The sequence below is a fragment of the Clavibacter michiganensis subsp. tessellarius genome (assembly GCF_021922985.1).
GTDB classification, from domain to species: Bacteria; Actinomycetota; Actinomycetes; order Actinomycetales; family Microbacteriaceae; genus Clavibacter; species Clavibacter tessellarius.
In genome coordinates this window covers 1,761,915-1,786,834 of the sequence record NZ_CP040788.1, presented here as the reverse complement: position 1 = coordinate 1,786,834, position 24,920 = coordinate 1,761,915, and the positions used below count along the sequence as shown (strand labels likewise).

The 24,920-nt window shown below is 74.9% G+C and carries 26 protein-coding genes; 13 read left to right on the top strand and 13 right to left on the bottom strand.

All coding sequences use genetic code 11. From position 1 onward, the window contains the following. Positions 1–25 precede the first annotated feature (25 nt). Positions 26–565 carry a hypothetical protein gene (locus tag FGG90_RS08220; protein WP_094128197.1) on the top strand — a complete coding sequence of 180 codons (540 nt, stop codon included), beginning with the start codon at positions 26–28 and terminating at the stop codon, positions 563–565. Between the two features lies 1 nt (position 566). Continuing rightward, positions 567–1,106, top strand: a complete 540-nt coding sequence (locus tag FGG90_RS08215) for a hypothetical protein (protein WP_094128200.1) — start codon at positions 567–569, stop codon at positions 1,104–1,106. A gap of 25 nt (positions 1,107–1,131) precedes the next feature. On the opposite strand, the gene treS is transcribed toward FGG90_RS08215, so the two are convergent. Continuing rightward, on the bottom strand, positions 1,132–3,399 hold the full coding sequence (treS, locus tag FGG90_RS08210; protein ID WP_094128202.1) for a maltose alpha-D-glucosyltransferase: 2,268 nt from the start codon (positions 3,397–3,399) through the stop codon (positions 1,132–1,134). Between the two features lie 169 nt (positions 3,400–3,568). Here treS and FGG90_RS08205 point away from each other — a divergent pair, with 169 nt between their 5' ends. Both FGG90_RS08205 and FGG90_RS08200 read left to right on the top strand, forming a co-directional pair. Further along, positions 3,569–3,919, top strand: a complete 351-nt coding sequence (locus FGG90_RS08205; RefSeq protein WP_094128205.1) for a hypothetical protein — start codon at positions 3,569–3,571, stop codon at positions 3,917–3,919. Beyond that, entirely contained in the window at positions 3,916–4,137 is a 222-nt protein-coding gene (locus tag FGG90_RS08200) for a hypothetical protein (protein ID WP_094128207.1), read from the top strand. Before FGG90_RS08205 ends, FGG90_RS08200 begins: the two co-directional genes overlap by 4 nt. A 12-nt stretch (positions 4,138–4,149) precedes the next feature. Here FGG90_RS08200 and FGG90_RS08195 read toward each other — a convergent pair whose 3' ends face one another. After that, positions 4,150–4,593: a DoxX family protein gene (locus tag FGG90_RS08195; protein ID WP_094128210.1), complete on the bottom strand. Its 444-nt coding sequence runs from the start codon at positions 4,591–4,593 to the stop codon at positions 4,150–4,152. A gap of 397 nt (positions 4,594–4,990) precedes the next feature. On the opposite strand from FGG90_RS08195, the gene FGG90_RS08190 reads away from it, so the two are divergent. From FGG90_RS08190 to rsmI, 3 genes are all read left to right on the top strand, one after another. Beyond that, complete coding sequence (locus tag FGG90_RS08190; protein ID WP_094128213.1) at positions 4,991–5,521, top strand: SRPBCC family protein; 531 nt, start codon at positions 4,991–4,993, stop codon at positions 5,519–5,521. Positions 5,522–5,593: 72 nt separating this feature from the next. Next, positions 5,594–5,866, top strand: coding sequence for a hypothetical protein (locus FGG90_RS08185; RefSeq protein ID WP_237583264.1), 273 nt, complete (start codon positions 5,594–5,596; stop codon positions 5,864–5,866). Further along, a complete protein-coding gene (gene rsmI, locus FGG90_RS08180; protein WP_094128216.1) occupies positions 5,863–6,678 on the top strand; it encodes a 16S rRNA (cytidine(1402)-2'-O)-methyltransferase in 816 nt (271 codons plus the stop codon). The genes FGG90_RS08185 and rsmI overlap by 4 nt, the downstream gene beginning before the upstream one ends. 25 nt (positions 6,679–6,703) lie before the next feature. On the opposite strand, the gene FGG90_RS08175 is transcribed toward rsmI, so the two are convergent. From FGG90_RS08175 to FGG90_RS08165, 3 genes are all read right to left on the bottom strand, one after another. After that, complete coding sequence (locus FGG90_RS08175) at positions 6,704–7,354, bottom strand: hypothetical protein (RefSeq protein ID WP_063071462.1); 651 nt, start codon at positions 7,352–7,354, stop codon at positions 6,704–6,706. 337 nt (positions 7,355–7,691) lie between these two features. Continuing rightward, complete coding sequence (locus tag FGG90_RS08170; RefSeq protein ID WP_063071461.1) at positions 7,692–8,405, bottom strand: hypothetical protein; 714 nt, start codon at positions 8,403–8,405, stop codon at positions 7,692–7,694. A gap of 147 nt (positions 8,406–8,552) precedes the next feature. Further along, positions 8,553–9,113 carry a CGNR zinc finger domain-containing protein gene (locus FGG90_RS08165; protein ID WP_210433049.1) on the bottom strand — a complete coding sequence of 187 codons (561 nt, stop codon included), beginning with the start codon at positions 9,111–9,113 and terminating at the stop codon, positions 8,553–8,555. 73 nt (positions 9,114–9,186) lie between these two features. On the opposite strand from FGG90_RS08165, the gene FGG90_RS08160 reads away from it, so the two are divergent. Then, positions 9,187–10,179, top strand: coding sequence for an EamA family transporter (locus FGG90_RS08160; RefSeq protein WP_094128222.1), 993 nt, complete (start codon positions 9,187–9,189; stop codon positions 10,177–10,179). On the opposite strand, the gene FGG90_RS08155 is transcribed toward FGG90_RS08160, so the two are convergent. The 3 genes from FGG90_RS08155 to FGG90_RS08145 form a co-directional block, all read right to left on the bottom strand. After that, positions 10,165–11,268 carry an FUSC family protein gene (locus FGG90_RS08155; protein WP_237583262.1) on the bottom strand — a complete coding sequence of 368 codons (1,104 nt, stop codon included), beginning with the start codon at positions 11,266–11,268 and terminating at the stop codon, positions 10,165–10,167. The two genes, FGG90_RS08160 and FGG90_RS08155, sit on opposite strands and share 15 nt — an antisense overlap. A 73-nt stretch (positions 11,269–11,341) precedes the next feature. Continuing rightward, positions 11,342–11,995, bottom strand: coding sequence for a sortase family protein (locus tag FGG90_RS08150; RefSeq protein WP_094128225.1), 654 nt, complete (start codon positions 11,993–11,995; stop codon positions 11,342–11,344). After that, positions 11,992–13,524: a tyrosine-protein phosphatase gene (locus FGG90_RS08145; RefSeq protein ID WP_094128228.1), complete on the bottom strand. Its 1,533-nt coding sequence runs from the start codon at positions 13,522–13,524 to the stop codon at positions 11,992–11,994. Before FGG90_RS08145 ends, FGG90_RS08150 begins: the two co-directional genes overlap by 4 nt. A 225-nt stretch (positions 13,525–13,749) precedes the next feature. Here FGG90_RS08145 and FGG90_RS08140 point away from each other — a divergent pair, with 225 nt between their 5' ends. Then, positions 13,750–14,337, top strand: coding sequence for a DUF1349 domain-containing protein (locus tag FGG90_RS08140; RefSeq protein WP_094128231.1), 588 nt, complete (start codon positions 13,750–13,752; stop codon positions 14,335–14,337). A 327-nt stretch (positions 14,338–14,664) separates the two neighbouring features. Then, positions 14,665–15,234 (top strand): GNAT family N-acetyltransferase, encoded by a 570-nt coding sequence (locus tag FGG90_RS08135; protein ID WP_094128234.1) that lies wholly within the window; start codon positions 14,665–14,667, stop codon positions 15,232–15,234. A gap of 61 nt (positions 15,235–15,295) precedes the next feature. Here the strand turns inward: FGG90_RS08135 and FGG90_RS08130 are convergent, their stop codons facing one another. Beyond that, the gene (locus FGG90_RS08130; protein WP_237583261.1) at positions 15,296–15,958 is read right to left on the bottom strand and encodes a hypothetical protein; all 663 of its coding nucleotides are present in this window, start codon (positions 15,956–15,958) and stop codon (positions 15,296–15,298) included. Positions 15,959–16,075: 117 nt separating this feature from the next. Continuing rightward, positions 16,076–16,987, bottom strand: coding sequence for a GNAT family N-acetyltransferase (locus tag FGG90_RS16175; protein ID WP_094131441.1), 912 nt, complete (start codon positions 16,985–16,987; stop codon positions 16,076–16,078). Positions 16,988–17,088: 101 nt separating this feature from the next. Here FGG90_RS16175 and FGG90_RS08115 point away from each other — a divergent pair, with 101 nt between their 5' ends. The 3 genes from FGG90_RS08115 to FGG90_RS08105 all read left to right on the top strand — a co-directional run bounded on the left by FGG90_RS08115 (position 17,089) and on the right by FGG90_RS08105 (position 20,472). Then, positions 17,089–18,639 carry an MmgE/PrpD family protein gene (locus tag FGG90_RS08115; RefSeq protein WP_094128240.1) on the top strand — a complete coding sequence of 517 codons (1,551 nt, stop codon included), beginning with the start codon at positions 17,089–17,091 and terminating at the stop codon, positions 18,637–18,639. Then, entirely contained in the window at positions 18,639–19,553 is a 915-nt protein-coding gene (gene prpB, locus FGG90_RS08110; protein WP_094128242.1) for a methylisocitrate lyase, read from the top strand. The genes FGG90_RS08115 and prpB overlap by 1 nt, the downstream gene beginning before the upstream one ends. Before the next feature lie 88 nt (positions 19,554–19,641). Next, the gene (locus tag FGG90_RS08105) at positions 19,642–20,472 is read left to right on the top strand and encodes a hypothetical protein (protein ID WP_094128244.1); all 831 of its coding nucleotides are present in this window, start codon (positions 19,642–19,644) and stop codon (positions 20,470–20,472) included. Positions 20,473–20,506: 34 nt separating this feature from the next. On the opposite strand, the gene FGG90_RS08100 is transcribed toward FGG90_RS08105, so the two are convergent. The 3 genes from FGG90_RS08100 to FGG90_RS08090 are packed head-to-tail and all read right to left on the bottom strand — an operon-like array spanning position 20,507 to position 24,815. Further along, a complete protein-coding gene (locus FGG90_RS08100) occupies positions 20,507–20,665 on the bottom strand; it encodes a hypothetical protein (RefSeq protein WP_165771382.1) in 159 nt (52 codons plus the stop codon). Between the two features lie 59 nt (positions 20,666–20,724). Continuing rightward, complete coding sequence (locus FGG90_RS08095; protein WP_094128246.1) at positions 20,725–23,352, bottom strand: polynucleotide kinase-phosphatase; 2,628 nt, start codon at positions 23,350–23,352, stop codon at positions 20,725–20,727. Beyond that, on the bottom strand, positions 23,349–24,815 hold the full coding sequence (locus FGG90_RS08090; RefSeq protein WP_094128248.1) for a 3' terminal RNA ribose 2'-O-methyltransferase Hen1: 1,467 nt from the start codon (positions 24,813–24,815) through the stop codon (positions 23,349–23,351). Before FGG90_RS08090 ends, FGG90_RS08095 begins: the two co-directional genes overlap by 4 nt. Positions 24,816–24,920: the final 105 nt, after the last annotated feature.

Genomic DNA, 24,920 nt, shown 5'->3' with positions numbered 1-24,920 from the left:
GCCCGCCGGGCGCTGGAGTGGATCCATGACCGCGACCCTCACCCTGCCTCCCGCCGCCCCGCCCGCCCCGTCGCCCGTCGTCCCCGACGACGTCGTGGTCGCCGGGGTCTCCGTGCGGCGGCTCGTGGAGGTGTGCGGCACGCCGTGCGTGCACTCCGGGGAGCCGGGGGAGCTCCCGGGGCCGGCCGCGGGATGCGGCGCCCTGGTGGTCGTCGCGGTCACGGCGGTCCTGGCGGGGATCGCCGGGGAGCGCGTCGTGTGCGTCGACGGGCACCTCGACGGGGTGGACGCCCGCTGGAAGGGGGCGCGCGTCCTCGGGAGGTCGACGGCCGCATCCGCGCTCACCCCGGCGCGCGTCGTCGCGGGCCGGCCGTCGGCCGACGCGGACGTCGTCCCGCTCCCGGCCGACCTCGCGGTGGGCGACCTCGTGGTCGTCCCCTGCGGGGGCGCGCCGGCGCTGCACGACGTGCGGCTGAGCGGGCGGCCCGTCGGTACCGAGCGCCTCCCGGGCGGGCGCGGCGCGGGGGAGCGCCGCGTCCCGCCGCGTCGCCGGCGGAGGCCCTGACGTGCGGACCGCGCTGGTCGATCCGCTCGCGAGCCGCGACCGGCCGCGCACGCCCCGCATGGCGCTCGCCGGCGACGCGCTGCCGGTGCTGGCCGACCTCGCCGCCGCGCTCGCCGAGCAGCGGGCGGAGGCGGATCCGCGTCCCGTCCGCGCGCTCGTGGTCGGCGTCGACGCGGCGGCGCCGGGCCTCCGCGGCGTGCGGGCCTCGACGCGCCGCCTGCGCGCGGTGGAGGTGCCCGACCACCTGCCGGGGCTGCGGCACCTGGTCGTCGTGGTGGGCGGTCGGGAGGGCGCCATCGGGCGCGACATCCGGGCGCTCGACGCGTGGGTGCTGCGGATGCACGCCGAGCTCGAGCGCACGCGCGCGGCCGACGTCGCCGTGACGGGGATCCTCGCGTCCGGCTGCCCGGCGCCTCGGCTGCTCGCGAACCGGGTCGTCGACCTCGTGCGGCACCCGGTCGCCGCGCCCCGCCTCGCGGTGGAGTGGGCGGACATCCGCGACCGGCGGATCCGCGACGTCGCCCTCGAGGCGCGCTGCTGATCCGCCGGGTCGCGGCTCCCGACGGCTAGCTGTCGGCGTCGTCCTCGTCGTCGCCCTCGACCTCGGGCGCCTCGTCGAGCAGCAGGAACAGGCCCGCGTAGGGCTCGAGCTGCACGGGGAAGCTGGACAGGTCGTCGACCGTGCCGATCTCCTCGCCCGTCGTGGCGTCGCGGACGGTGCGACGCGGGGGCAGCTCCTCGGAGCGCACGGTCGCGAGGATCGGCTCGCCCGTGAAGTTCAGCACCGTGAGCTGGAGACGCGCGTCGCCCGCCGCGTCGCCGTTGTCGAGGCGGTGCACCATCACGAGCATGCCGTGGTGGCCGACGTCGGGGACGTCGACCTGCGTGCCGACGGCCACGTCGAAGCGCTCGCGCACCTCCAGCACGCTGCGGAGGCCCGAGGCGAACGACTCCGGGTCGTCGACCTGCGCGGGGAGGGACCCGTAGAGCGAGCGGCCGCGCGGCATGCCGGACGCGGATCCGGTCGCCTCGGGCGCCCCGTCGAGCAGGTCGTGCCCGCCGCGGTGGACCCAGCGGGTGTCGCCGCCCTCGATGAGGTCGGCGACCTGCGACGCCTGCAGCGGCAGCACGCCGAGCAGGTCCCAGGCGGAGAGCGCGAAGACGCCCGGCTGCCACGCGTTGAACTTGGCGAGCAGCAGGTGCGCGGCGCGGATCCCGGCCACGTCGTCCTCGCCGATCGCGTCGAGCGTCGTGAAGCCCTGTGCCGCCGCGATGACGGACGCCGTGGTGCAGGCGATGCCGTTCGTCGTGAACACGTGGTTGTAGTCGGCGCTCTCGCCCGTGAGCTCCTCGAGGAGGTCGCCGCGGATGGTCTCCGCGAGGTCGGCGCCCGTCATCTCGTCGCCGCGGAACGGGAAGACGTCCGCGCAGTGCTCGGTCGCCCAGTGCACGAGCTCGTAGGTGAGCTCGTCGTGGTTCTGCAGGGCGTGCACGAGCGTGACGGGCTCGACGCCGACCTCGAGCGAGGTGCGGAGCGTGAGCCGCAGGAACTCGGTGTCGCCGGTCGCGAGCGCGTGCTGGTACGCGGGCCGGTTGATGAAGTCGTAGGAGAGGTCGGCGCCGACGCGGCCGGTGTCGCGGATGTCCTCCATCGTGAGGTTCAGCTCCTGGAAGGAGAACCCGCCGACCTTGCGCACCATGCTCGCGATGAGGTGGTTCGCGGCCTCCGAGAGCGGGTGGCCCTCGGACCACGCCGGTCCCTCGACGCTCTTCTCCACGCCGAGGAAGCCGTTCGCGTCGAGCCGCAGCGCGCTCGCGCCGAGGTCGCCCAGCGAGTGCAGCGCATCGCCGATGACCATGCGCATGCCGGCGAACGTGGGGTCGAGCCAGTTGATGGAGGGCTGGCCCTGCTTGAAGTAGTGCAGGTACACCCAGCGGCGCGTGCGGCCGTCGACGCCGAGCACGGGCGCGGTGGCGCTCCAGTTGGTCTCCTTCACGCCGGGCGCGTAGAAGATCACGCGCTGCAGTCGGCCGATGATGTAGCCCTGATCCGCCAGCGCCTGCTCGGCGGCCACGTCGAGGTTCACGGCGTCGCGGCCCGGGAGCACGTCGGGCAGCAGGTGCCAGTCCTCCTCGGGGATCTCGACCATGTGGTAGATCCCGGGGAAGTCCTTGTAGCCCATCTCGGCCAGGCGGAAGTCGGCGCCCTTGCCGGTGTGGCCGGGCACGATGTCGTCGATGACGCTGCCGCCGTGCTGGTCGGCGACCTCGGTGAGGCGGCGGAACTCGTCCTCCGTGCCGAAGGCCGCGTCGATCTGGGTGCTGATGCGGTCGAAGTGGCCGTCGACGCTCGCGGTCTGCGACCACTCGGTGATGCCGCCGGCGAGCTTCACGGGCCCGGTGTGCACGGCCTCGATGCCGATGGACTGGAAGATCGCCCACAGCTCGGGGTCGCCGAGCGCGCTGAGGTAGGTCTCGCCGGGCTTGGTGATGAGCGAGATCGGGTAGGCGGTGAACCAGACCGACGCGGTGTCGATGGCGCGGCGGGCGTCGGGGCGCGCGTACGGGTTCGACCACATGCTGGGCGAGCCGGAGAGGCCGCGGCTCAGCACGTCGGCGTCGCCGAGCATCGACTGGCGGCGGAGCCACTCCACGTAGGACGGGTTCGACGCGTCGGCGGCGCGCGGGTCGGACGACGACCGGCGGATCCCGCTCGCGCGCATCTGGGGGCGGGAGCGGAGCCGGGCGGGACGCGCGGGGAAGCGGTCCTCGTCGTAGGTGATCTCGGTGGGCTCCGGCTCGGGGATCGCGTTCTGCTCGGTGGCGTCGTCCACTGGTGCTCCTCGGGGTGGTGGTGCGTCGTGCCCGATCCGGGCGCCGTCGGCCCGCGGGGCCGCTGCCCCGAGCGTACGCAGGATGCGGCGGCGCCGTGCGGGGCGGCGGGGCGGCCGGGCGCGCCGCGGGCGGATGCGTCCGCGGTCGTCGCCGGTCACGGGTCCGGGCATGCTGGACACCGGGGCCGCGGGTCCCGCCGAGGGGGACGGCATGGACGGCGCAGGACGCATCATCGTCGACCCGGGGCCGGCGGACCACCCGCTGCGCCCCTGGGTCGCGGGCGACGAGGACGGGGCGGTGGACCTGTCCGTCATCGTGGACGCGACGGGCGCGCGCCCGGCGCTGGGGCGGCTCCACCGCGGCGAGACGCTGGACGACCGCGACCTCGCCGTGCTGGGCGTCGCCAACTTCCAGGCGTACCTGATGACCTACGAGCCGCTCGCGGCGCTGATGCCGGACGGCGCCCGGCCGCACCCGGCCCTCGTCGAGCTGATGCCCCGGATCGCGGACGGATCGTGAGCGACGACGCGGGCGACCGCCGCCCGGGACGCCCGAAGCGCTTCGACTTCCCGCGGCGCGTGGCGGCCTGGGCCGCGGTGATCGGCGGCGCGATCGCGACCTACCGCGGCGCGACCGGGGAGCTGGGCTCGATCTTCCTCGTCGTCGGGCCCGCCCTCATGGCGCTCGGCGTCATCGGGGTCTTCGTGTACCGGTGGATGGCGCGGCGGGGGCTGTAGCGGCCCGTCGGATCAGGCGGTGCGGCGGCGGCGGCTGAGCAGCCCGTCGACGCTGAAGCGGCCCGCGCCGAGCAGCGCGACGACGACGAGGCCCGCGATCAGGGCGAGCACGAGCTCGTAGCCCCCGCCGTCGACGAAGACGCCCTTGTCGGCGTGCACGACGACGAAGGCGCCGAGCAGGTTGAGGACGTTCAGCGCCGCGACCAGGGGCGTGAGGAGGCCGAGGATCAGCGCGGCCCCGCCGACGGTCTCGACCGTCGCGGCGAAGACCGCCGCCGCGGCCGGCACCGGGATGCCCATCTTCGTGAAGGAGGCGGCGGTGCCGTCGAGCGTGTAGTCGAGGAACTTCTGCAGCCCGTGGGCCATGAGGATGAAGCCGATCGCCACGCGGGCGAGGAGCAGGGCGGCGTCCTGGAGGACGGGCGACGTGCGGGCGGGGTGGAGCAGCGTGCGCATGCGGGGTTCTCCTTCGTTCGGTGGTTCCTGGTGGTGGGCCGGCGGCCGCGGGGGTCCGCCGACGGGGGGCGGAGCGGTCCGCGGCGGTCTCCTCGGGCACGACGATCACGCCGTGCACGGCGATCACGCCGTGCGGAGGCCGCGCGACCCCGTCGGTCGTGCCCTGGCGGACACCCGACGATCGGGCCGGGACGATCGAGGCCCAGGGCGGCATCAGGCGGATGCCGCGGCGGGACCGCCGCGCGATCGGCGCGGTCCCCGGTGCCCCCAGCCCCTCGCGCTCATTGTTGAACGCTCAACGAACGTACGTGCCATCGTCCCGCGCCGTCAAGTCGGCCGCCCGTCGACGGGGGCGCCCGCCCGCCGTCGCCCGCGCGCGCCGTGCCAGCATGGATCCGTGCCCGTCGTCGAGTCCCGCCACATCGTCCCCGTGGAGCCCGCCGTGGCGTTCGCGATCTCGCAGACCCAGGGGGAGATCCGGAAGCGGTGGGATCCCTTCATCGCGCACCAGCACCTCATGGGCGGCGCGACCGAACCCGCCAAGGGCGTCCGCACGTTCACCGTCTCGCGCCTCGGCCTCAGCATGGTGAGCGAGTACGTCTCGCACCAGCCGCCGTCGAACGTGGGCATGAGGATGACGCAGGGCTCGTGGTTCTTCGCCCGCATGGGCGGCGGCTGGCGGTTCGCGCCCGTCGAGGGCGAGCCGCGGCAGACGCTCGCGATCTGGCGCTACAACTTCGCGTGCCGGCCCGCGTGGCTGGCGCCCGTCGCCGAGCGCATCGGGGCGTGGATCCTGCAGCGCGACATGGACCGGCGCATCGACGGCTACGCGCGCGGCTGCGCGGACCCGGTGGTGCTCGCGGCGGTGGGTGCGGGCGACGCCGACACCGATCCCGATGCGGGCGTGGACGCGCCCGACGCGGGCTGACGCGTGTTCCTGCGGAGCCGGGCCCGGTGGCGCGCGACGCTGGGGTTGTGGATCCTGGGGATCGCCCTGTGCGTGATCTCGGTCCTCGGGCTCACGGGCGCCTTCGGGGAGATCAGCAGCGCCGGACGCTTCGACACCATCGTCCTGTTCGGCGTGCCCCTCGGGCTCTTCTCGATCGGATGCGGGATCGCCAACTGGATCCGCGGCTGGAGCGACCCGGGCGACGAGGAGGTCGACGACCCCGAGCACGTCGGCGATCGCGCCGGCCTCCCCGACGCGGATCCGGCGGACGCCGACGGGCGCGTCCGGGACCGCCCGACGCCGGATGGGATGATCGACCGGTGATCATCCTCGGCGCGACCCCCATCGGCAACCTGGGCGACGCGTCGCGGCGGCTCGTGGAGGCGCTGTCCTCCGCCACGGTCGTGGCCGCCGAGGACACCCGCACGACCATCCGCCTGCTCACGGCGCTCGGCGTCGAGAACCGGCCGCGCCTCATCGCGCTGCACGACCACAACGAGCAGGAGCGCTCGGCCGACCTCGTCGAGCTCGCGCGCGAGACCGACGTGCTGGTGCTCTCCGACGCCGGCATGCCCGCGATCTCCGACCCCGGCTTCCACCTGGTGGAGGCGGCGGCCGCGGCGTGCGTCCGCGTCACGGTGATCCCCGGCCCGAGCGCCGTGCTCAGCGCGCTCGCCGTGTCCGGCCTCCCCACGGACCGCTTCACGTTCGAGGGCTTCCTGCCGCGCAAGGGCGGCGACCGGCGCCGCGTGCTCCGGGAGCTCGTGCGCGAGCGCCGCACCATGGTCTTCTTCGAGTCGCCGAACCGGCTGCAGGCGTCGCTCGAGGACGTCGTCGCCGAGTGGGGACCGGACCGCCGGCTCGTCGTGTGCCGGGAGCTCACGAAGCTGTACGAGGAGGTGCGCCGCGGATCCGCCGCCGAGCTCGCCGCCTGGGCCGCCGAGGGCGTGCGCGGCGAGATCGTCGTGGTCGCGGAGGGCGCCGCGGCGCTCGAGGTCGACCTCGCGACGGGCGTGATGCAGGTGCTCGAGCTGGTGTCCGACGGCGCGCGCCTCAAGGACGCGGCCGGCACCATCGCCGAGGCGACCGGCCTCGGCAAGCGCGACCTGTACCAGGCGGCGCTGCAGGCGCGGTGACGACGGCGCGGGACCGGCTGCCCGGTCAGTCGCCGCAGTGGCTGTTCGTGAAGTCCGGGACCTTGACGTACAGGACGGGCTGATCGTGCGCGACGCACCACGCGGCAGTCGACGCCAGGGAGGCCGCGACCGCGACGCCGATCGCCGCGACCGCTGTGCAGACGACGACGCCCTCGAAGAGGCAGGCGCCCAAGATGACGGCGGAGATCCCGGCGGCGCCGGCCCCCGCCCGCCACGCCTTGCGCGCGTTCACCGAGATGGTGGCCCAGTGGGTGACCTTGTTCCACCAGTGCTTGTCCTCGGCCAGGGGGTCGGAGGCGGGGCGTGATCCGGTGGAGGGGCTGAGCTCCGGGGTGGTCGGCTCGGCCCCGTGGATGCGGACGTCGGCGATCTCCTCGGTGGTCTGCCGGATGAGCGCCGCGCGGGTGGGGATCCGTGTCGCGTCCGCGTGGATCGCTGCGCGGGCGGCGAGGTCGACGTCGACGATCTGCTCGACGGTGATCTTCCCGGAGAGGACGTCCTCCGAGTAGGTGCCCCGGCTCATGGAGGCGGAGATCGCGGCGCGAGCGCCGTCGAGGGCGGCCTCGGAGGCGTGGGCGGGGGTGGGAGCGGTGAGCAAGGAGCCGGCGATGGCGACGAGTCCGGCGATGGCGACCCCGGTGGTGGCGCGTCCCATCCGGGTCCGGTGGCGCCGTGAGGTGCGGGGAGCATGCGGGGCAGGGCGGTGCGTCATGACGTCCTCTCATGGGGGTGCCGGGCGGGCGACCCGGCGCAGACGCGGGGGCCGCGCCCCCGCGATCGGAGAGCGTAGGCACGGGCGGACAGCACGCATGCACGCCCTGCACAGAGGGGCGCCGTGCGAACGGCCCGCCCGGACGCGACACCGCCCCGGTCGCCTCCTCGTGAGGCGGCGACCGGGGCGGTGGGCTGGGGCTGATCCGGGCATCCGCACGGGCGCGCCCGTGTGGGGCCCGTCTCGGCGAGGTCATCCCGTGGGGTCGTGCGTCACGCCATCAGTCGCGGCATCCGCTGGCCTTGAAGTTCGGGACGCTGACGTAGAGGAATGCATGGTGCTGGGCGAGGCAGTTCCCGGCTGCAGCGACCATGAAGGCGACGGCGGCGGTGGCCAGGAAGGCGAGGCCTCCGCAGATCACGTTGCCGCTGGCGAAGCAGGCGCCTGCGAGGATGCCGCCGACGGCGGCACTCGCGGCGCCGGCGCCGACGAGCGTCAGGGCGTCCGCCTTGAAGCCGAACCAGTGCGTCAGGTGGTTCCACCAGTGCTTGTCCTCGACGAGCGGATCGGTGGACGCGTGGGAGCGCGAGGAGCCGGTCAGGGTGGGTGCGGCCGGAGCGGCGGCCACGGCGCGGAGGCTGGCGATGGCCGAGACGGCCTGCTGGGTGACCTCCGCGCGGCTCAGGACCGGCCCGGCGCTCGGGATGCGCCCCGTGGATCGGAGATCCATGGTGACGTCCACGAGCTGGTCGACGGTGACCTTCCCGGAGAGGAGGTCCTCCGTGTAGGTGCCGTGGTTCACGGACGAGGAGATCGCGGTCCGGGCCTCGGCGAGGGTCGACTCCGAGGCGTGGGCGGGTGCGACCGCCGTGAGGAGGGAGCCGACGACGGCGGCGAGCGCGACGACGGCGATGCCGGGGGTCGTCCGGAGCGTTCCGCGGCGGCGGGAGCGGGCGGCTCCCCGAGGGGGGAGGGGAAGCGGGCGAAGCGTCATGACAGCCTTTCGACGGGAGGAAGGTGCTGCGGCGCGGTCGGGAGGATCGAGGGCATCCGCGTCCCGATCCCGCGTGCGACCCGAGCGTAGGGATGGGGCGCCTCGGCGCGTGCGCTTCCTCCACGCGCCCGCACGCGTCGCCGGCCGTCACGCGGGAGGCGTGGACCCGCGCCGCTCGCGGAACGCGACCATGTTCATCCGGTTGCCGCAGCGCACGCTGCAGAAGCGCTTGGACCCGTTGCGCGAGAGGTCGACGAGCACGCCGTCGCAGTCGTCGGCGGCGCACTCGCGCAGGCGGTCGGTCGCGTCGGACCGGATCACGTCGACCAGCGCCATCGCGGCCTCCACGAGGATCCGGTCGGCGAGCGGCGCGTCGTCGGGCGTCGCGTGCAGGTGCCAGTCGAGCGCGTCGTGCCGCACGAGCCGGGGCGATGCGCGGTGCCGGGCGAGCAGGCCGTTGACGGCGTCGACCATGTCGTCGCGGTCGAGGGTCCAGATCTCGCGGAGCCGCGTGCGGGCGCGGCGCACCTCCTGCAGCTCGCGGTCGTCGCGGTCGAAGCGGCCGGAGAAGCCGCTGCGGGTCATCAGGTCGGCGAGCTGCTCGGGCGTCGCGAGCAGGTCCTCGCCGCTGCGGGTCGCCCGGGGCGCCGTGTTGAGCACGACGGCGTCGAACGCGAGCACGTCCTCGGTGTCAGGGGTGAAATGCAAGTTGACTCCTTATCCACGACCAGTCTAGCGTCAGGACCGTAGGCCGCTTGGCCCCTGACGAGACGAGAGCACCATGCCCCGACGCCACCTCACCACCGGACTCGTGCTCGCGATCGTCGCCGCCGCGTCCTTCGGGCTCTCGGGCGCGTTCGTGAAGCCGCTCCTGTCGTCGGGCTGGAGCCCGGTCGCGGCCGTCACCCTGCGCGCGCTCGTGGGCGGGCTGCTGCTGGCGCCGATCGCGCTCGTGCAGCTGCGCGGCGACCTGCGGCCCGTGCTGCGGGCGTGGCGCCGGGTGCTCGGGATGGCGCTCGTGGGCGTCGCCGGCGCGCAGGTCATGTACTTCGCGGCCATCGAGCGGATCCCGGTGGGCACGGCGATCCTCATCGAGTTCATGGCGCCGCTGCTGCTCGTGGGGGTGGCGTGGGCGATGACCCGGCGGCGGCCCGCGGTGCCGGTGCTCCTCGGATCCGTCGCGGCGGCCGGCGGACTCGCGCTCGTGGTGTCGCCGTCGGGCGGCGGGGCGCTGGATCCCGTCGGCCTCCTCCTCGCGCTGGGCGCGATGATCGGCTGCGCCGGCTACTTCGCCATCGCGGCCCGGGGTGCGGACGGGCTGCCGCCGGTGGCGCTCGCGGCCGCAGGGCTGCTCGTCGCGGCCGTGCTGCTCGCGCTCGTCGGCGTGACGGGGATCCTGCCGTTCACCGGATCCGTCGCCGACGTCGTGCTGCTCGGGAGCGTGGTGCCGTGGTGGGTGCCCATGCTCGTGGTGGGCGTGGTCGCGACGGCGCTCGCGTACGGCGCGGGGATCACGGCGGGCGCGATGCTCGGATCCCGCCTCGCGTCCTTCACGGGCCTGCTCGAGGTCGCGGCCGCCGGCGCCTGGGCGTGGCTGCTGCTCGGCGAGGAGCTGACGGCGCTCCAGCTCGTGGGCGGCGCGCTCATCGTCGCGGGTATCGTCGCGGTGCGGTTCGACGCGCGGGCGGATGCGCTGCCGGGTGCGGGGGAGCTCGGGTCCGAGGCCCCCACGGAGGCCGGCCCCGGGCCCGACGCGGCGCTACGGGGCCGGTGACTCCGCCGCGTCCACGGGCTCGAGGTGCCGCAGCACGCGCTTCAAGTGCATCGCCGTGAGGACGCCCGGGCCCATCGCGCGGCCGAGCTCCTGCGACTGCCGGTCCACCGCCTCCACGAGCAGCCGCACCTGCCGGGCGGCCTCGCCCATGGCGCGGTGGCGCTCGGGGGAGTCCGGGTCGTCGAGGTCGAGCACGTCGGCCACCGCGTGGCAGGCGTCGCGGATGGGCGCGCCGATCCCGTGGTCGAGGCCGATGGATCCGCGCTGCTCCCAGATGGTGTCGGCGAGCGCGGCGGAGACGTCCCGGACGTGGAAGACGATCTGGTCCATCGCCTCGAGCCGGGCGTGGTCGATGCGGATGTCGCGCTTGTTCACGAGCGCGCGCGGGTTGCCCTTGCGGCTCTCGTCGGCCTCCCGGAGGTCGGCGCGCACGGCCCGCGCGGTGCCGGCGAGGTCCTCGCTGGCGCGGATCCAGTCGGCGTGCGCGGGCGGGGAGTCGGACTCGACCGCGTCGCCCACCTCGCGCAGCCGCTGGGCGACCTCGCGCTGGAACGCGCTGATCCGGGCCGCCGCGCGCCCGCTCGACAGCGTCGGCGCGATGAGCACGTTGACGAGGAGCCCCGTCACCACCCCGACCGCCATCTGCACGAGGTAGCCGAGCGAGTACTGGTCGGCGTCCTGCCCGCCGATGATGAGCACGAACAGCGCCGCCATCGGCACGTACTCGCGGCCGGCGCCGAACCAGCCGGAGCCGGAGAGGATCACGCCGATCCCCACGATGACGGGGATCGACCACCACGAGGGGCCCGTGGTCATGATCACCGCGGTCGCGAGCAGGATGCCCGCGCCGAGGCCGAGCAGCGTCTGGAGGCCCGTGCGCGCGGAGCCCATGAGCGTCGGGTACATGCTCACGAGCGCGCCGAGCGGCGCGTAGTAGGGGTACTCGTTGGCGACGCCCGGCACGTAGGGGGCGACGGCCCACGCGATGCCCACCGCGAGCGCGGTCTTGGCGGCGAGGATGAGCCGGCCCGGGGACGTCGCGGCGCGCCACGCGCGGACGACGGCGTCTCGGACGCGGGTGATGCTCACCACCCGAACCTAGCGGCGACGAGGGCGCGCGACCGGGTCGGGTCGCGCGCCCTCGTCCCGAGCGGAGGTGCGGTCAGGCCCGGGTCGCCTCGATCACCATGTCGTCGCGCGACGGGGTGCCGTCGGCGCGCTGGAGGCATGTGATGACGACGAGCCGGCCCGGGGTGTCCGCCCAGACCGCGGCGTCGTCGGGCAGCGCGCCCTTGGCGACCGCCCGGCTGGATCCGACCGCATAGTCGACGCCCGCCACCTCGATGACCGCGCCGGGCGCGATGCGCGCGCTGCCGGCCCGGTCGTCGATGAGGAGGTCGCCCGGGCCCATGCCGCCGCCGCGCACCGAGTGCATGACGACGAACACGGTGCCGGCGGCCGCGTCCTCGGGGGCGACCCCGAGGTCGCGCACGCGGTAGGCGGAGGTGAAGCCCGGCGGATCCACGACGCCGTCGACCACGTCGACCGCGCCGAGCGGCACGTCGAGCCCGACCGACGGCGCCCGGAGGCGGCCGAGGCCGGAGTCGACGGCCGGCTGCGCGGATCCGTCGGCGTCTCCGTCGGCGGGGACGGGCACGTCGGCCTGCACCGGTGCGCCCGTGAGGTCGCGCGGGGCGTCGGCCGCGGGCAGCGCGCCCACGGCCGACAGGGTGCCGACGACCACGGCCGCGGACGCCGCGACGACCGCGGCGGCGGTGAGCGCCCGCCGCCGCGTCGTCCGCGGATCCCTCGTCACCGCTGCGTCGACGCCCGGCGGCGACGCGTCACGGCCAGGGCCGCGAGCGCGCCGAGGCCGAGGCCCGCGAGCGCCAGCCCGGGCCACGGGGTGGCGGCGACGGGCGTGCCGCCGGTCGCGACCGCGGGGCCGGCGTGGTGCGCGGCCGTCGTCGTGCCCGTGGTGCCCGTCGTCGTCGTGCCGGCGACCTGCGCGGCGCCCACGGTGAGCGCGGCCGGATCCGTGACGGCGGCGCCCGACGCGTCGAGGAGCGTCAGCGTGTGCGCGCCCGCCTCGGTGCCCGCGGGGATCGTGACGGTGCCCGCGACCGTGCCGTCGGAGGCGGCGGTGAGGGTGCCCACGTCGGTCGGCGTCGAGTGGAGCTCGACCCGGTAGGCCGCGCCCGGGGTGAGGCCGGACGCGCGGACCGCGACCGTCCCGCCCGCGACGGGCGAGGATCCGCCCGGCAGCTCGATCCGCGCGAGCCCGGCGGTGACGCGGTACGTGCGCGTGCTGCGCCCGTCCGCGGCGGTGACGACGACCGTGACGACGCGGCCGGCGACGGTGACGGACGCGCGGCTGCCGGCGTCGGCGAGGGCCACGTGCACGTCGGCGGGGGCGATCGACGCGAGGCCGACGGGCACGGTCGCGCCCGCGGCGGCGGCCGCGCCGTCGAGCGGCACGGTCACGCCGCCCACGGTGATGGACGTCGCGGCCGCGTCATCGGAGACGAGGAACTCCGCGCGGAGGGCGCGGATCTCCTGGTCGTCGACGCCGAGCGTCGTGCGGATGTAGGAGTCCATCCCCGCGTAGCGCGACGCGATGCCGGCCTCGAAGGTGCCCTGGAGGAGCGCGGGCTTCGCCCAGTCGACGCCGAGCTGCGTGTTGGAGAGCAGGTAGTCGTGGAGGATGTCGGAGCTGCCGACGCCGAGGATCCGGTCGAGCAGGTCGACCACGGTGCCCGTGCGGTCCATGCCGTGCGAGCAGTGGATGAGGATCGTGCCGTCGCCCGTGTGCGACGCGATGGCCTGCAGCACCTGGCGGTACGCGCTGATCATCACGCCCGGGTTCGCGGCGTCGACGTGGCCCTTGTCGATGAGGTCCTGGTACATCACGGTGTCGTCGGGGTAGTCGCCATCCGCGCCGAAGAGCGAGACGGCCACGGTCTTCGCGCCGGGGATCGGCACGTCGGGCTTCTTCTGGATCTGGCCGGGCGTGCGGAGGTCGATCACGAGGTCGACGTGGTGCGCGGTCGCGAGGGTCGCGGCGCCCGCCGCGGTGATCTTGTCGAGCGACTCGGTGCGGATCAGGCGGCTCGCGTCGACCGTGCGCCCGCCGACGCCGGTGAAGGCGCCGAGCTCGCGGCCGTTGACGAGGCCGGGCACGTCGGTGATGAGGTGGTCGCTCGCCGTGGGGGCCGGCTGGAGCGCGGGGTCGGCGGCGGCGTGCGCGGGCGCGCCGATGCCGACGGAGAGCACGACCGCGGCGGCCGCCGCGGTGAGGGCGCCGATGCGCGCGGGGGCGGCACGGCGGGCAGGGGGGATCGTCACGTTCGTCCTTCTGTGATGGGGATGCGCGCGGGGTCGCGCAGGCCGGCCGCGCAGGCGCGCGGGAACTCGGCATCAGGATCATCGGGCGCGGCCCGACCCCGTGCATGAACGCGATGTTCTGCTTCCGTGAACAGGCGGGATGGGGGCGGATCGCCCTCCTCGCGCGCCGTCCGAGCGCGGCCGGTCGTCGAGCCGCGGCGATCGCCGCATGCGTACGCTCGCCCCATGACCGACATCGACTGGACCTCCGGCTCCTGGACCACCGCGCCCGCCCACGTCGAGGTCGCCGACGACGGCATGCGCGTCACGGCAGTCGAGGGCAGCGACGCCTGGCGCACCACCTCCTACGGCTTCGTCCACGACACGGAGCACGCCCTCCTCGCCCCGCTCGACCAGGACACGGCCGTGGAGGTGTCGTTCCGCCTCGACCTCTCCGCGCAGTTCGACCAGGCCGGCGTCTTCGTGAAGGTCGACGACAGCACGTGGACCAAGGCCGGCGTCGAGCGCAGCGACGGCCAGGACGGCCTCGGCGCCGTCGTCACCCGCGGCATGTCCGACTGGTCGCTGGCGCCCGTCCCCGACTGGCACGGCCGGCTCGTCACGATCCGCGCGAGCCGCTCCGGCGACGCGCTGACGGTCCGCGCCCGGGTCGACGACGAGCCGTGGCGCCTCGTGCGGGTGTCGCCCTTGGATCCCGATGCGGCCGTCACCGCGGGCCCCATGTGCTGCGCGCCGACGCGGGCGGGTTTCGAGGTCCTGTTCACCGCGTGGCGGACCGGGCCGGCGGACGCGGGTCTGCACCCCGACGGCTAGAGGGCCCGGGGACGGCACCGGGGCAGCTCGCGCTGCTGCTCGTCGCCGCCTAGCGAGCGGACGGGGAGGGAATCCCTAGCGGTACCACTCCTCATCGACGGTCGTACCTCCGCGACATGGGGGCGTCGGGCCACGATCACCCCCCTGGACGGTGTGGGAGTCCTCGAACGGTGATGCCGTGGGCCGGCTCGGCGATGCGACGGCAGCGATCCGGCGGGGGACGCCCGGCCGGTCACGTGGTGGACGCTGCTCCCGCCCTGCTGGCGTCGCAGGTCACGCGGAGCAGCCCGTCGCATCGGCTACCGGCACGCCCGCTAGCTTCGGAGCATGCCCTCGTCGTACGACCGCATCGCCCTGACGACCTGCCGCCTGCTGATCGAGCCGCTCGAGCCGCGCGACGTCGACGACTTCGTCCGGTACCGCCGGGATCCGGACGTCGCCCGGTACCAGTCGTGGGGGATCGACTACTCCCGAGCGGATGCCGAGCGCCTGGTCGCGGCCCAGCCGGGAGGTCGGCTCCCCTCGCCCGGCGGCTGGCTGCAGCTGGCCGTCCGCGACGCCGGGTCGGGCGGGCTCCTCGGGGACGTCGCGCTGCACCTCCTCGACGCGCAGCCCGACACGTTCGAGGTCGGCGTCACACTGGCGCGCTCGTCACAGGGTCGTGGCATCGCCTCCGAAGCGCTGGGGGCAGTGCTGGACCTCGTCTTCGGCCAGGAGCGCGCCCACAGGGTCGTGGCCTCCTGCGACTCCCGCAACGACGCCGTGGCGCGGCTGCTGACGCGGATCGGCTTCCGGCGGGAATCGAGGCAGGTCGAGGCCGACCGGTCCAAGGGCGAGTGGATCACCCTCGACGGGTACGCCCTCCTCGCGCGCGAGCGTCACGCGCGGCCCCTCTGACTGCCTCGCGGCCGGCGGTTCCGTGCGAGTCGCTCGTGTCGCCGAAGCGCTCGAGGCCCGTTCAGGATCCGTAGTAGCTGGCGGTCTTCCACCTGGTGTTGTGGTTGCGGATGCCGTCCGTCAGATTGAAGCAGGCCCCGCTCGCCTGGGCGTCCCACCCGATGTAGGAGCTGCCGTCGAGATAGAGCGCGACGTTGGCGTGACTGACGTAGATGGACGCGGCGTTGTTCCGGATCAGCTGGCCGCTGCCGGTGGAACCCCAGGTCGTCTTGTCGAAGGTGTCGTCGATCCAGGCCTCGCCCTGATTGATGCCCGTGTAGACGCGCGAGGCCGTTCCGCCTCCGCTGCAGTCCGGTCCGTAGAAGATCTCGAACGCCGGTCCCACCGCTTGCGCCGACGATGCACCCGTCACGGAGGCGAGGGCCACCCCTGCTGTGACGGAGAGGGCGGCCAGTGCACGAGACCGCCTCCGCTTCACCCGTGCGGCGCTCTCGGATGCGATGCCGACCACCTCTGCCGATGCGTCCATGTCGTAGCTCTTCCATTCGTCGTGATCCCCGATGTCAGCAGTGCGAGAAGGCCTGCTGAAGAGCGGCCCCAAGCCGTCCATAGCGCCGGACGGTAGCAGCCTTGTGGCGTCCGCAGCGGCTTCTCGCGCAGACGTGATGATGGCGTTCTCGTGTGGTACGGGCACATCACGCGACCGCGCGATCGCGCGATCCACTCGAGGAATGGATGGTGTCAGCGGAGGGGGCGCCGCAGCATCGCCGCCGTCGCGTCTCGGATCTCCCGTCGAGACGAGGCGTCTGCGCTCGGGCGGCTTTCAGACGAACGCGGGCAGTCACCCACAGGATCGCAACGCCACCAGCCACGCATCCACCGCGTCCTCCCGCTCCACCCGGAAGCCGGCCCGCTCGTAGAGGCGCCGGGCCGCGCTGCCCTGGAGCACGTCGAGGCGGTACGGGCGGCCGTCGTCGAACCGGGCCATCAGATCGCGCAGCACCTCGGCGCCGATGCCGCGGCCCTGCACCGCGGGGTCCAGGTAGAAGTGCTCGATCCAGTGGGCGTCGGGCTCGTCGCGGCGGGCGATGAGGCCCGCGTCGCGGCCGGCGACCCGGATCACCGAGGTGCGCTCGGGCGCCCAGCCGTCGAGGAAGCGGCGGCGGACCCGCACCGGATCCCATCGGCCGAGCCGCTCGAGGTCGGGCCGCAGCGCGACGGCGCGGAGCTCGGCCATCCAGGTCGCGTCGTCGGGGAGTGCGGGGCGGAGGATCCAGCGGGGGAGCGGCGCGGGCGCCTCCCGCAGGTCGCGCTCCATGCAGACGCTCGTCGGATCCGCGGCGTACGGCCCGAAGCGCGGCACGTGCCGGTAGCCGCCGCGCTCGTACATCGCGATGGCCGCGGTCTGCGGCAGGCCCGTCTCGAGCCGCATGACGTCGGCGCCGAGCTCGCGCGCCCGCTCCTCCGCGGCGACCAGCAGCGCGCGCCCGACGCCGAGGCCGCGCGCGGCGTCGGTCACGAACACGCGCTTCAGCTCCGCGGATCCGTCGCCCCCGTCCACGACCGCCGCCGTGCCGAGAGCCCGGCCGTCGTCGCGGGCCACGAGGAACGTGACGCCGGGCCGCTCGAGGTCGCCGACGTCGAGCGCGTGGTAGTTCTCGGCCGGGTAGAGGGCGAGCGCGAACTCGTCGGCCTGCCGCAGGAGCGGCAGCACGTCGGCGGTGCGGGGGGACTCCGGGTCGACGGTGAGCACGCCCCAGCGTAGGACGTGCTCGGCGGTGGATACGCTGGACCGGTGCCGCGCGGACGGGGCCATGAGCCCTCCGCGACAGGCGCCCGACCGTGAGGAAGAGCATGCAGATCCACCGCGTCCGCGTCCACCGCAGCGACGAGGCCCTGCCTCCCGGGGAGCAGCTGGCGGGGCGCATCGCCGCCGTCGCCGCGGATCCGGTCGAGGTCGACGCCGACGTCACCGAGATGGTCGTCAACCGCATCATCGACAACGCGGCGGTCGCCACCGCCTCGCTCACGCGGGCTCCCGTCGTCGCGGCGCGCGCGCAGGCCCTCGCGCACGGGCCGTCCACGGGCGGCGCGGGCGCGACCGTAGTGGGCGCGGATCCGGGCACCCGCGTCAGCGCCGAGTGGGCGGCCTGGGCGAACGGCGTGGCCGTGCGCGAGCTCGACTACCACGACACCTTCCTCGCCGCGGAGTACTCGCACCCGGGCGACAACATCCCGCCGATCCTCGCCGCCGCGCAGCACGCCGCCGCTGGAGGCCGGCCCGACGGCCGCGCGCTCACGGGCGCCGACGTGATCCGCGGCATCGCCACGGGCTACGAGATCCAGGTCGACCTCGTGAAGGCCATCAGCCTGCACGCGCACAAGATCGACCACGTCGCGCACCTCGGCCCGTCGGCCGCCGCCGGCATCGGCACGCTCCTCGGCCTCGACGAGGAGACGGTGTTCCAGGCGATCGGCCAGGCCCTGCACACCACGACCGCCACGCGCCAGTCGCGCAAGGGCGCGATCAGCACGTGGAAGGCGCACGCGCCCGCGTTCGCCGGGAAGATGGCCGTCGAGGCGATCGACCGGGCGATGCGCGGCCAGACCAGCCCCACCCCCATCTACGAGGGCGAGGACGGCGTCATCGCGTGGCTGCTCGACGGCCCGGCGGCCTCCTACGACGTGCCGCTGCCCGCGCCCGGCGAGGCCAAGCGGGCGATCCTCGACACGTACACGAAGGAGCATTCGGCCGAGTACCAGGCGCAGGCGTGGATCGACCTCGCCCGCCGGCTGCACGCGACGCACCCGGTGCTCGCGGACGCGGACGCCATCGACCGGGTCCTCATCCACTCGTCGCACCACACGCACGTGGTCATCGGATCCGGCGCGAACGACCCGCAGAAGTACGACCCTCGCGCCAGCCGCGAGACGCTCGACCACTCGATCCCGTACATCTTCACCGTCGCGCTCCAGGACGGCGCCTGGCACCACGTCGACTCGTACGCGCCCGAGCGCGCCGGCCGCCCCGACACGGTCGACCTCTGGCGCCGCGTCACCACGACCGAGGACCCGGAGTGGACCCGCCGGTACCACTCCATGGACCCGGCCGAGAAGGCGTTCGGCGGCCGGGTGGAGATCCGCCTGACCGACGGCTCGACCATCGTCGACGAGATCGCCGTCGCCGACGCGCACCCGCTCGGCGCCCGCCCGTTCGCGCGCGCCGACTACGTGGGCAAGCTCCGCACGCTCGCCGACGGCGTGCTCGAGGATGCCGAGGTCGACCGCTTCCTCGCCCTCGTCGAGCGCCTGCCCGAGCTCACCGCCGACGAGCTCGCCGGCCTCACCGTGACCGCCCGGCCGGGCCTCCTCGACGGCGCCGGCTCCCCGAAGGGACTCCTCTAGTGCTGCACTCCACCCTCACCTCCGCCGCCAAGCGCCGCGCGTTCCGCGAGCGTCTCGCGAGCGGCGAGCTGCTCCGGATGCCCGGCGCGTTCAACCCGCTCTCGGCCCGCCTCATCCAGGACAAGGGGATGGACGGCGTCTACATCTCCGGCGCCGTGCTCTCGGCGGACCTCGGCCTGCCGGACATCGGCCTCACCACGCTCACCGAGGTGGCCGGGCGCTCGCAGCAGATCGCGCGCGTCACTGACCTGCCGTGCCTCGTGGACGCGGACACGGGCTTCGGCGAGCCGATGAACGTCGCCCGCACCGTGCAGATGCTGGAGGACGCCGGCGTCGCGGGCCTCCACATCGAGGACCAGGTGAACCCCAAGCGCTGCGGCCACCTCGACGGCAAGCAGGTCGTGGACGAGTCGACGGCGCTGAAGCGGATCCGCGCGGCCGTCGACGCCCGCCGCGATCCCGACCTGCTGATCATGGCCCGCACCGACGTGCGCGGCGTGGACGGCATGGCCGCGGCGGTCGACCGGGCGCGCGCGCTCGTGGACGCGGGTGCCGACGCGATCTTCCCCGAGGCGATGGCCGACCTCGCCGAGTTCGAGGCGATGCGCGCCGCGGTCGACGTGCCGATCCTCGCCAACATGACCGAGTTCGGGAAGAGCGAGCTGTTCACCACGTCGCAGCTCCGCGACGTCGGCGTCGACATCGTCATCTACCCGGTGTCGCTCCTGCGCCTCGCGATGGGCGCCGCGGAGCGCGGCCTCGACGCGATCCTGGAGGAGGGCACGCTCGCGTCGAAGGTGCCCGAGATGCAGACCCGTGCCCGCCTCTACGAGCTCCTCGACTACGCGGGCTACAGCGCGTTCGACGAGGACGTCTTCACGTTCACGCTGGAGGGGAACCGCGGCGGGGCGTGATGCGGGCCGCCCCCGGCCACCCACCCGATCGGGAGGGTGGTCGTCACGCACGCTGTGTGGTCGACTCAGGGCAGCGGAGGGAGCGCGCATGCGGCGACGCGAGGACCACCACGGGACGGATCCCGTCTTCACACGGACGATGACGCGCATCGCCGTGGCGGCGGTGGCGGTCGGGGCCGCCGCGCTGGCCGCGGTCGTGCTCGTGGCGACGCATCCGCCCCAGCCGACCGTCGTGGGTCAGCGCTTCGACGCCGTCGGCGCGGGGCTCATCACGTTCGAGGGACCCGCGCACACGGAGCCGGAGGTGCGCTGGCTCGAGGTCGGCCAGCGGTTCCTCGTCACCACCTACGGCTCGTCGAGCTGTCCGGAGGCCCCCACGTCGGTGCGCATCGAGGGAGGCGGCCTGCGCGTCGGCATGGAGGTCACGGGCGGCCCGGCATGCACCGAGGACCTCGGCCCCACCACGTACGCGGTCGCCGTGCCCGAGGGGCGGACGGCCGTCGAGCGCCTCGACGTGGTCCTCGACCGCGAGGACGAGCCCTCTCTCGACCTCGTGCTCGCGCCCCACGACGACGACGTGGCCCCCGCCCGGATCGCGACCTACGTGTCGAACGGCTTCTCGGACGCAGCCCTGGTGTCCGGGGTGCTCGTCGTGCGCGACGGGTGCGTCTACCTCGAGAGGGGGACGCCGGGGGTCGAGGGCGCCGACCTCGTCCTGCCGCTCTTCCCGGAGCAGACCACCTCCTGGGACGGCGCCACGCTCACCACCGGGGACGAGGTGCACGCGCTGGGCGAACGCGTCCAGTTCGGCGGCGGGTCGGTCTCGGAGCCCACGTCGCCGCGCGACCTGAGCGACCGTCCGGGGATCCCGGACGCGTGCGACACCACGACCACGTGGGGCGTCGCACCTCCCGCCTGATGCCGCGTCGCCGTGGCCGACGTCGGCGCAGCCGTCAGGCGTCCCGCTCGTCGAGCCCGTGGAGCGACCCGTCGAGCGCGAGGCCGAGCGCGAGCACGGCCAGCAGGAACCCCATCGCGAGCGATGCGAGGACGTGCCCCGCGCGCGTGACCGCACGCACCCCGCCGGATCGGGCGGCGGGGGCGGCGGGCACCCGGCGAGGCTAGCCGCGGGCGCGCAGCAGGGAGCGGGCGCGTCCACATGCGCCCGGCCTCACAGCCGCGGATCCACCGCCTCGGACTCCATCGCGAGCACGCCGAAGACCGCCTGGTGGACGCGCCACGTCGGCTCGCCCGCGACGAAGCGCTCGACCGCCTCGACGCCGAGCGCGTACTCGCGGAGGGCCATCGAGCGCTTGTGGCCGACGTCGCGGTCGCGGAGGCGGCGGAGGTTCGCGGGCTCCGTGTAGTCGGGGCCGTAGACGATGCGCAGGTACTCGCGGCCGCGCACCTTGATGCCCGGCTGCGCGAGCGACTTCCGCCCCCGGACGAGACCCGCGACGGGCTTCACGACCATGCCCTCGCCGCCCGCGTCCGTGAGCTCCTGCCACCAGCGCGTGGCGGCCTCCTCCGACTCCGGCGACGCGAGGTCGACCTCGATGGAGCGGGTGGGGATCACGAGGCCCGGATCCGCGACCGCCAGCCGGTCCGCGAGCGCCAGGTGCCACGCGTGCTCGCGCGCCAGGTGGGTCGCGCCCTCGGTGGCGAGGAGCTGGAACGGCGCGAGGCGCACGTCGTCGAGGCCGGCGGAGGGCGCGGCGTGGCGCCGGTACGCGGCGACGTACGCCTCCGCGTCGGCAGCCCGGGCGCGCGTGCGGTCGAGGAGGTCGGCGACGTCGATGCCCGAGGCGGCCGCCTGCTCGAGCGTGCGGGCGGCGGCGGGCAGCGCGGCCGTCGCGGCGGCGCCGACGGACGCGTACTGGTCGCAGATCAGCGGCCCGGCCTTCACGGACCACGGCAGCAGCTCCGCGTCGAGGAGCAGCCACGACGTGTCGAGCTCCGCCCAGAGGCCGGCCGACTCCACCGCGGCGTCGAGCCGCGCGAGCAGCGCGTCCGTCTCCGCGGCGTCGAAGAACGGGCGGCCCGTGCGGGTGTGCACGACGCCGCGCCAGCCCGCGGGCGCGTCGAAGCGGGCCGGGTCGCGGGTGAGGAGCACGACCGCGCGGGATCCCATGTGCTTCTCCTCGCAGATCACCCGCTCCAGGCCGTCGCGCCGGTACGCCTCGAAGGCCTCGGCCGGGTGCTCGAGCACGTCGTCGCGGGACGAGGTCGCGGGCGGGCTCATCGTGGGCGGCAGGTACAGGAGGTGCCGCGGTTCGACGGCGAAGCGGCTCATGGTCTCGAGGGCGCCGGCGGCGGCGTCCTCGCGGATCCCGACCCGGCCGAAGGCGCGCGTCTCCACGACCTGCTTCCCGAGCACGTCGTCGATGCGGAGGAGACCGGCGTCGCGCGGCCCGTCCGCGCCGGCAGCCGCGCCGGCAGCCGCGCCGGCAGCCGCGCCGGCGCCGCGGTCGGCCGATGCGTACCGGCGCCCGAGCGGTACGGCCGGCTCCGACCAGACCCGCTCGGCGGGCACGGCGACGACCTCGCGCTCGGGCCAGCGGAGGGCGCTGAGCTCGCCGCCGAACACGCATCCGGTGTCGAGGCACATGGTGCCGTTGACCCACTCGGTGCCGACGCCGGCGACGTGCCCGTAGAGCACTGTCGCGGATCCGCGGTAGTCGCGGCCCCAGTCGCGCCGCACCGGCAGGCCGTTCTCGTCCGCCTCCCCGATGGTGGCGTCGCCCCAGAGCGCGAAGGCGCGCACGCGGCCCGATGCGCGGCCCTGGTACGCCTCGATGAGGCCCGCGTGCGCCACCACGAGGTCGCCGCCGTCGAGCACCAGGTGCGAGACGAGCTCGCGGCAGAACCGCTCGACGTCCACGCGGAACGCGTCGTCCTCCTCGGCGAGCTGCGCCAGCGACTCCGCGAGGCCGTAGGCGACCCGCACCTTCTTCCCCTGCAGCGCCTTCACGAGCTTGTCCTCGTGGTTGCCCGGCACGGCGAACGCGTGGCCGGCGCGCACCATGCCCATCGCCAGGCGGAGGACGCCGGGGGTGTCGGGTCCGCGATCCACGAGGTCGCCGAGGAACACGACGCGGCGGCCCTCGGGGTGCGCGGCGTCGACGGGTCGGCCCCGCTCGTCGCGCTCGATCTCGTAGCCCAGCTCGCCGAGCAGCGTCTCGAGCTCGGATCGGCAGCCGTGCACGTCGCCGATCGCGTCGAAGGGCCCGCGCTCGTGGCGGAGGTCGTTGAGGAGCGGCTCGACCGTGAAGCGCGCGGCGGCGATCTCCTCCACGCCGCGGAGCACGTGCACCTTGCGGAAGCCCTCGCGGCCGAGGCCCTTCAGCGAGCGCTGCAGCTGGTCGTGCTGGCGCTTCACGACGGAGGCGCCGAACGACCGGTCGGTGCGCGCGGCGTTCCGCTCCACGCACACGCCCACCGGCACGTCGAGCACGATCGCGACGGGCAGCACGTCGTGGTCGCGGGCGAGCTGCACGAGGGAGCGGCGCGACTCGGGCTGGACGTTCGTCGCGTCGATCACGGTCATCAGGCCCCGGCGGAGGCGGTGCGCGGCGACGTGCCGGAGCGCCTCGAAGGCGGCGGAGGTCGCGCTCTGGTCGTTCTCGTCGTTGGAGACGAGGCCGCGGAAGGCGTCGCTCGACAGCACCTCGTAGGGGCCGAAGTGCGTGCGGGCGAAGGTGGACTTGCCGGATCCGCTCGCGCCCACGAGGAGCACGAGCGACATGCGGGGGATCGGCAGCGCGGCGGGAGCGGGAGCGGGGGCGGGGGCGTCGGTCATCGCGTGGCCTTCCGGAAGAGGGCGAGCTGGGTGGGGGAGCCGTGGACGGGGTGCTCGTCGCCGACGGGCCGGATCTCGACGAGGTATCCGTGGCGGCCGGCCGCGCCCTGGGCCCACGCGGCGAACTCGGCGCGGGTCCACTCGAAGCGGTGGTCGGGGTGGCGCATCGCGCCCGCAGCGAGGCCCGGGTAGAGCGCGTTGTGCTCGGCGTTCGGGGTGGTGACGACCACGACGCGCGGCGCGGCGGATCCGAGCACGGAGGCCTCGAGGGCGGCGTGCCGGTCGGGGTCCACGTGCTCGACGACCTCCATCAGCACGACGGCGTCGAGGCCGGCGATGCGCGGGTCCTCGTAGGTCGCGGACGACTGCAGCAGCCGGATCCGCTCCCGCACCCGGTCGCTCGCGTCGCGGAGGCCGAGGCGGCGGGCGGCGGCCTCGAGGTCGCGGGCGGAGACGTCCGTGCCGATGATCGTCGTGAGGGCGGGGTCGGCCATCAGGTGCGCGAGCAGCGCGCCCGACCCGCAGCCGACGTCGGCGACCGTGCGGGCGCCGACCTCCGTGAGCACGGCGTGCACGGTCTCGGCGCGGAGGCGCGCGAGGGAGGGGGAGCGGGGGCCGGCGTCGGACGGGGCGTCGGCGTGCGCGGCGGCGTCCGCGGCGGCGTCTGCGGATCCGGTGTCGCGCGCGTCCGCGGTCGAGGCATCGAGCCGCTCGTTCGGGTCCGCGGTCGAGGCGTCGAGCCGCTCGTCCGCGTCGCCCACGAGGTCCCGCTGATGCGCGAGGTACCGGCGGGTGATGAGGTCGCGCGCCGGGTGCCCGGCGAGCCAGCCGTCGCCCGCGCGCAGCAGCTTGCCGACCTCGTCGTCGGACACCCAGTAGTGCTTGCCGTCGTCGAGCACCGGCAGCAGCACGTAGAGGTGGCGGAGGGCGTCGGCGAGCCGCACGTCGCCCGTGAGCACGAGGTCGACGTACGCGGAGGCGCCCCACTCCGGGCGCTCGGGGTCGAGGGGCACGGGCGTCGCCTCGACGTGCCAGCCGAGCGGCGCGAACAGCGCGTGCACGAGGTCGGCGCCGCCGCGCGCGGGCAGGGCGGCGACCGTGATGCGGAGCGGCAGGGTCCCCGCGGCGAGCTCGGGGAGGGACTCGCTCCGGCCGCCCATGGCCGTGCGGAAGACGTGCCCGAGCGCGACGGCGAGCATCGACGACGAGGCGTAGGGCCGGTCGTTCACGTAGTGGGCGATGCTCGACGCGCCCGCGCTCCGGAAGCGCTTGTCGCGGACCAGCGCGATCGGGTCCACCTCGAGCAGCAGCGCCACCGTGCAGCGCTCGTCCGTCGCCTCGGGGTAGACGACGTGCGCGGTGCCGACCGCGAGATCGAAGGACTGGGCGCGGCCCGGGTGCTTCCGGAGCAGGTGGCTGAGGTCCGACGCCGAGGGCGCCGTGGAGGTGAGGGTGATGAGCACGGCGGACTCCCTGGTGGGCGGATGCGACCCGGTGCGGAGGCCGAGACCCACCGTAGCGAGCGGGGCGACGCCGCGGGAGGCGCGCACCCACCCGGACCGGGGGTT

Coding starts and splice junctions, on each gene's coding strand:
- FGG90_RS08205 (WP_094128205.1), top strand. CDS start 3,569: ATGCTGGACACCGGGGCCGCGGGTCCCGCCGAGGGGGACGGCATGGAC.
- FGG90_RS08140 (WP_094128231.1), top strand. CDS start 13,750: ATGACCGACATCGACTGGACCTCCGGCTCCTGGACCACCGCGCCCGCC.
- FGG90_RS08195 (WP_094128210.1), bottom strand. CDS start 4,593: ATGCGCACGCTGCTCCACCCCGCCCGCACGTCGCCCGTCCTCCAGGAC.
- FGG90_RS08170 (WP_063071461.1), bottom strand. CDS start 8,405: ATGACGCTTCGCCCGCTTCCCCTCCCCCCTCGGGGAGCCGCCCGCTCC.
- FGG90_RS08220 (WP_094128197.1), top strand. CDS start 26: ATGACCGCGACCCTCACCCTGCCTCCCGCCGCCCCGCCCGCCCCGTCG.
- FGG90_RS08105 (WP_094128244.1), top strand. CDS start 19,642: ATGCGGCGACGCGAGGACCACCACGGGACGGATCCCGTCTTCACACGG.
- FGG90_RS08160 (WP_094128222.1), top strand. CDS start 9,187: ATGCCCCGACGCCACCTCACCACCGGACTCGTGCTCGCGATCGTCGCC.
- FGG90_RS08095 (WP_094128246.1), bottom strand. CDS start 23,352: ATGACCGACGCCCCCGCCCCCGCTCCCGCTCCCGCCGCGCTGCCGATC.
- FGG90_RS08175 (WP_063071462.1), bottom strand. CDS start 7,354: ATGGGACGCGCCACCACCGGGGTCGCCATCGCCGGACTCGTCGCCATC.
- FGG90_RS08115 (WP_094128240.1), top strand. CDS start 17,089: ATGCAGATCCACCGCGTCCGCGTCCACCGCAGCGACGAGGCCCTGCCT.
- FGG90_RS08135 (WP_094128234.1), top strand. CDS start 14,665: ATGCCCTCGTCGTACGACCGCATCGCCCTGACGACCTGCCGCCTGCTG.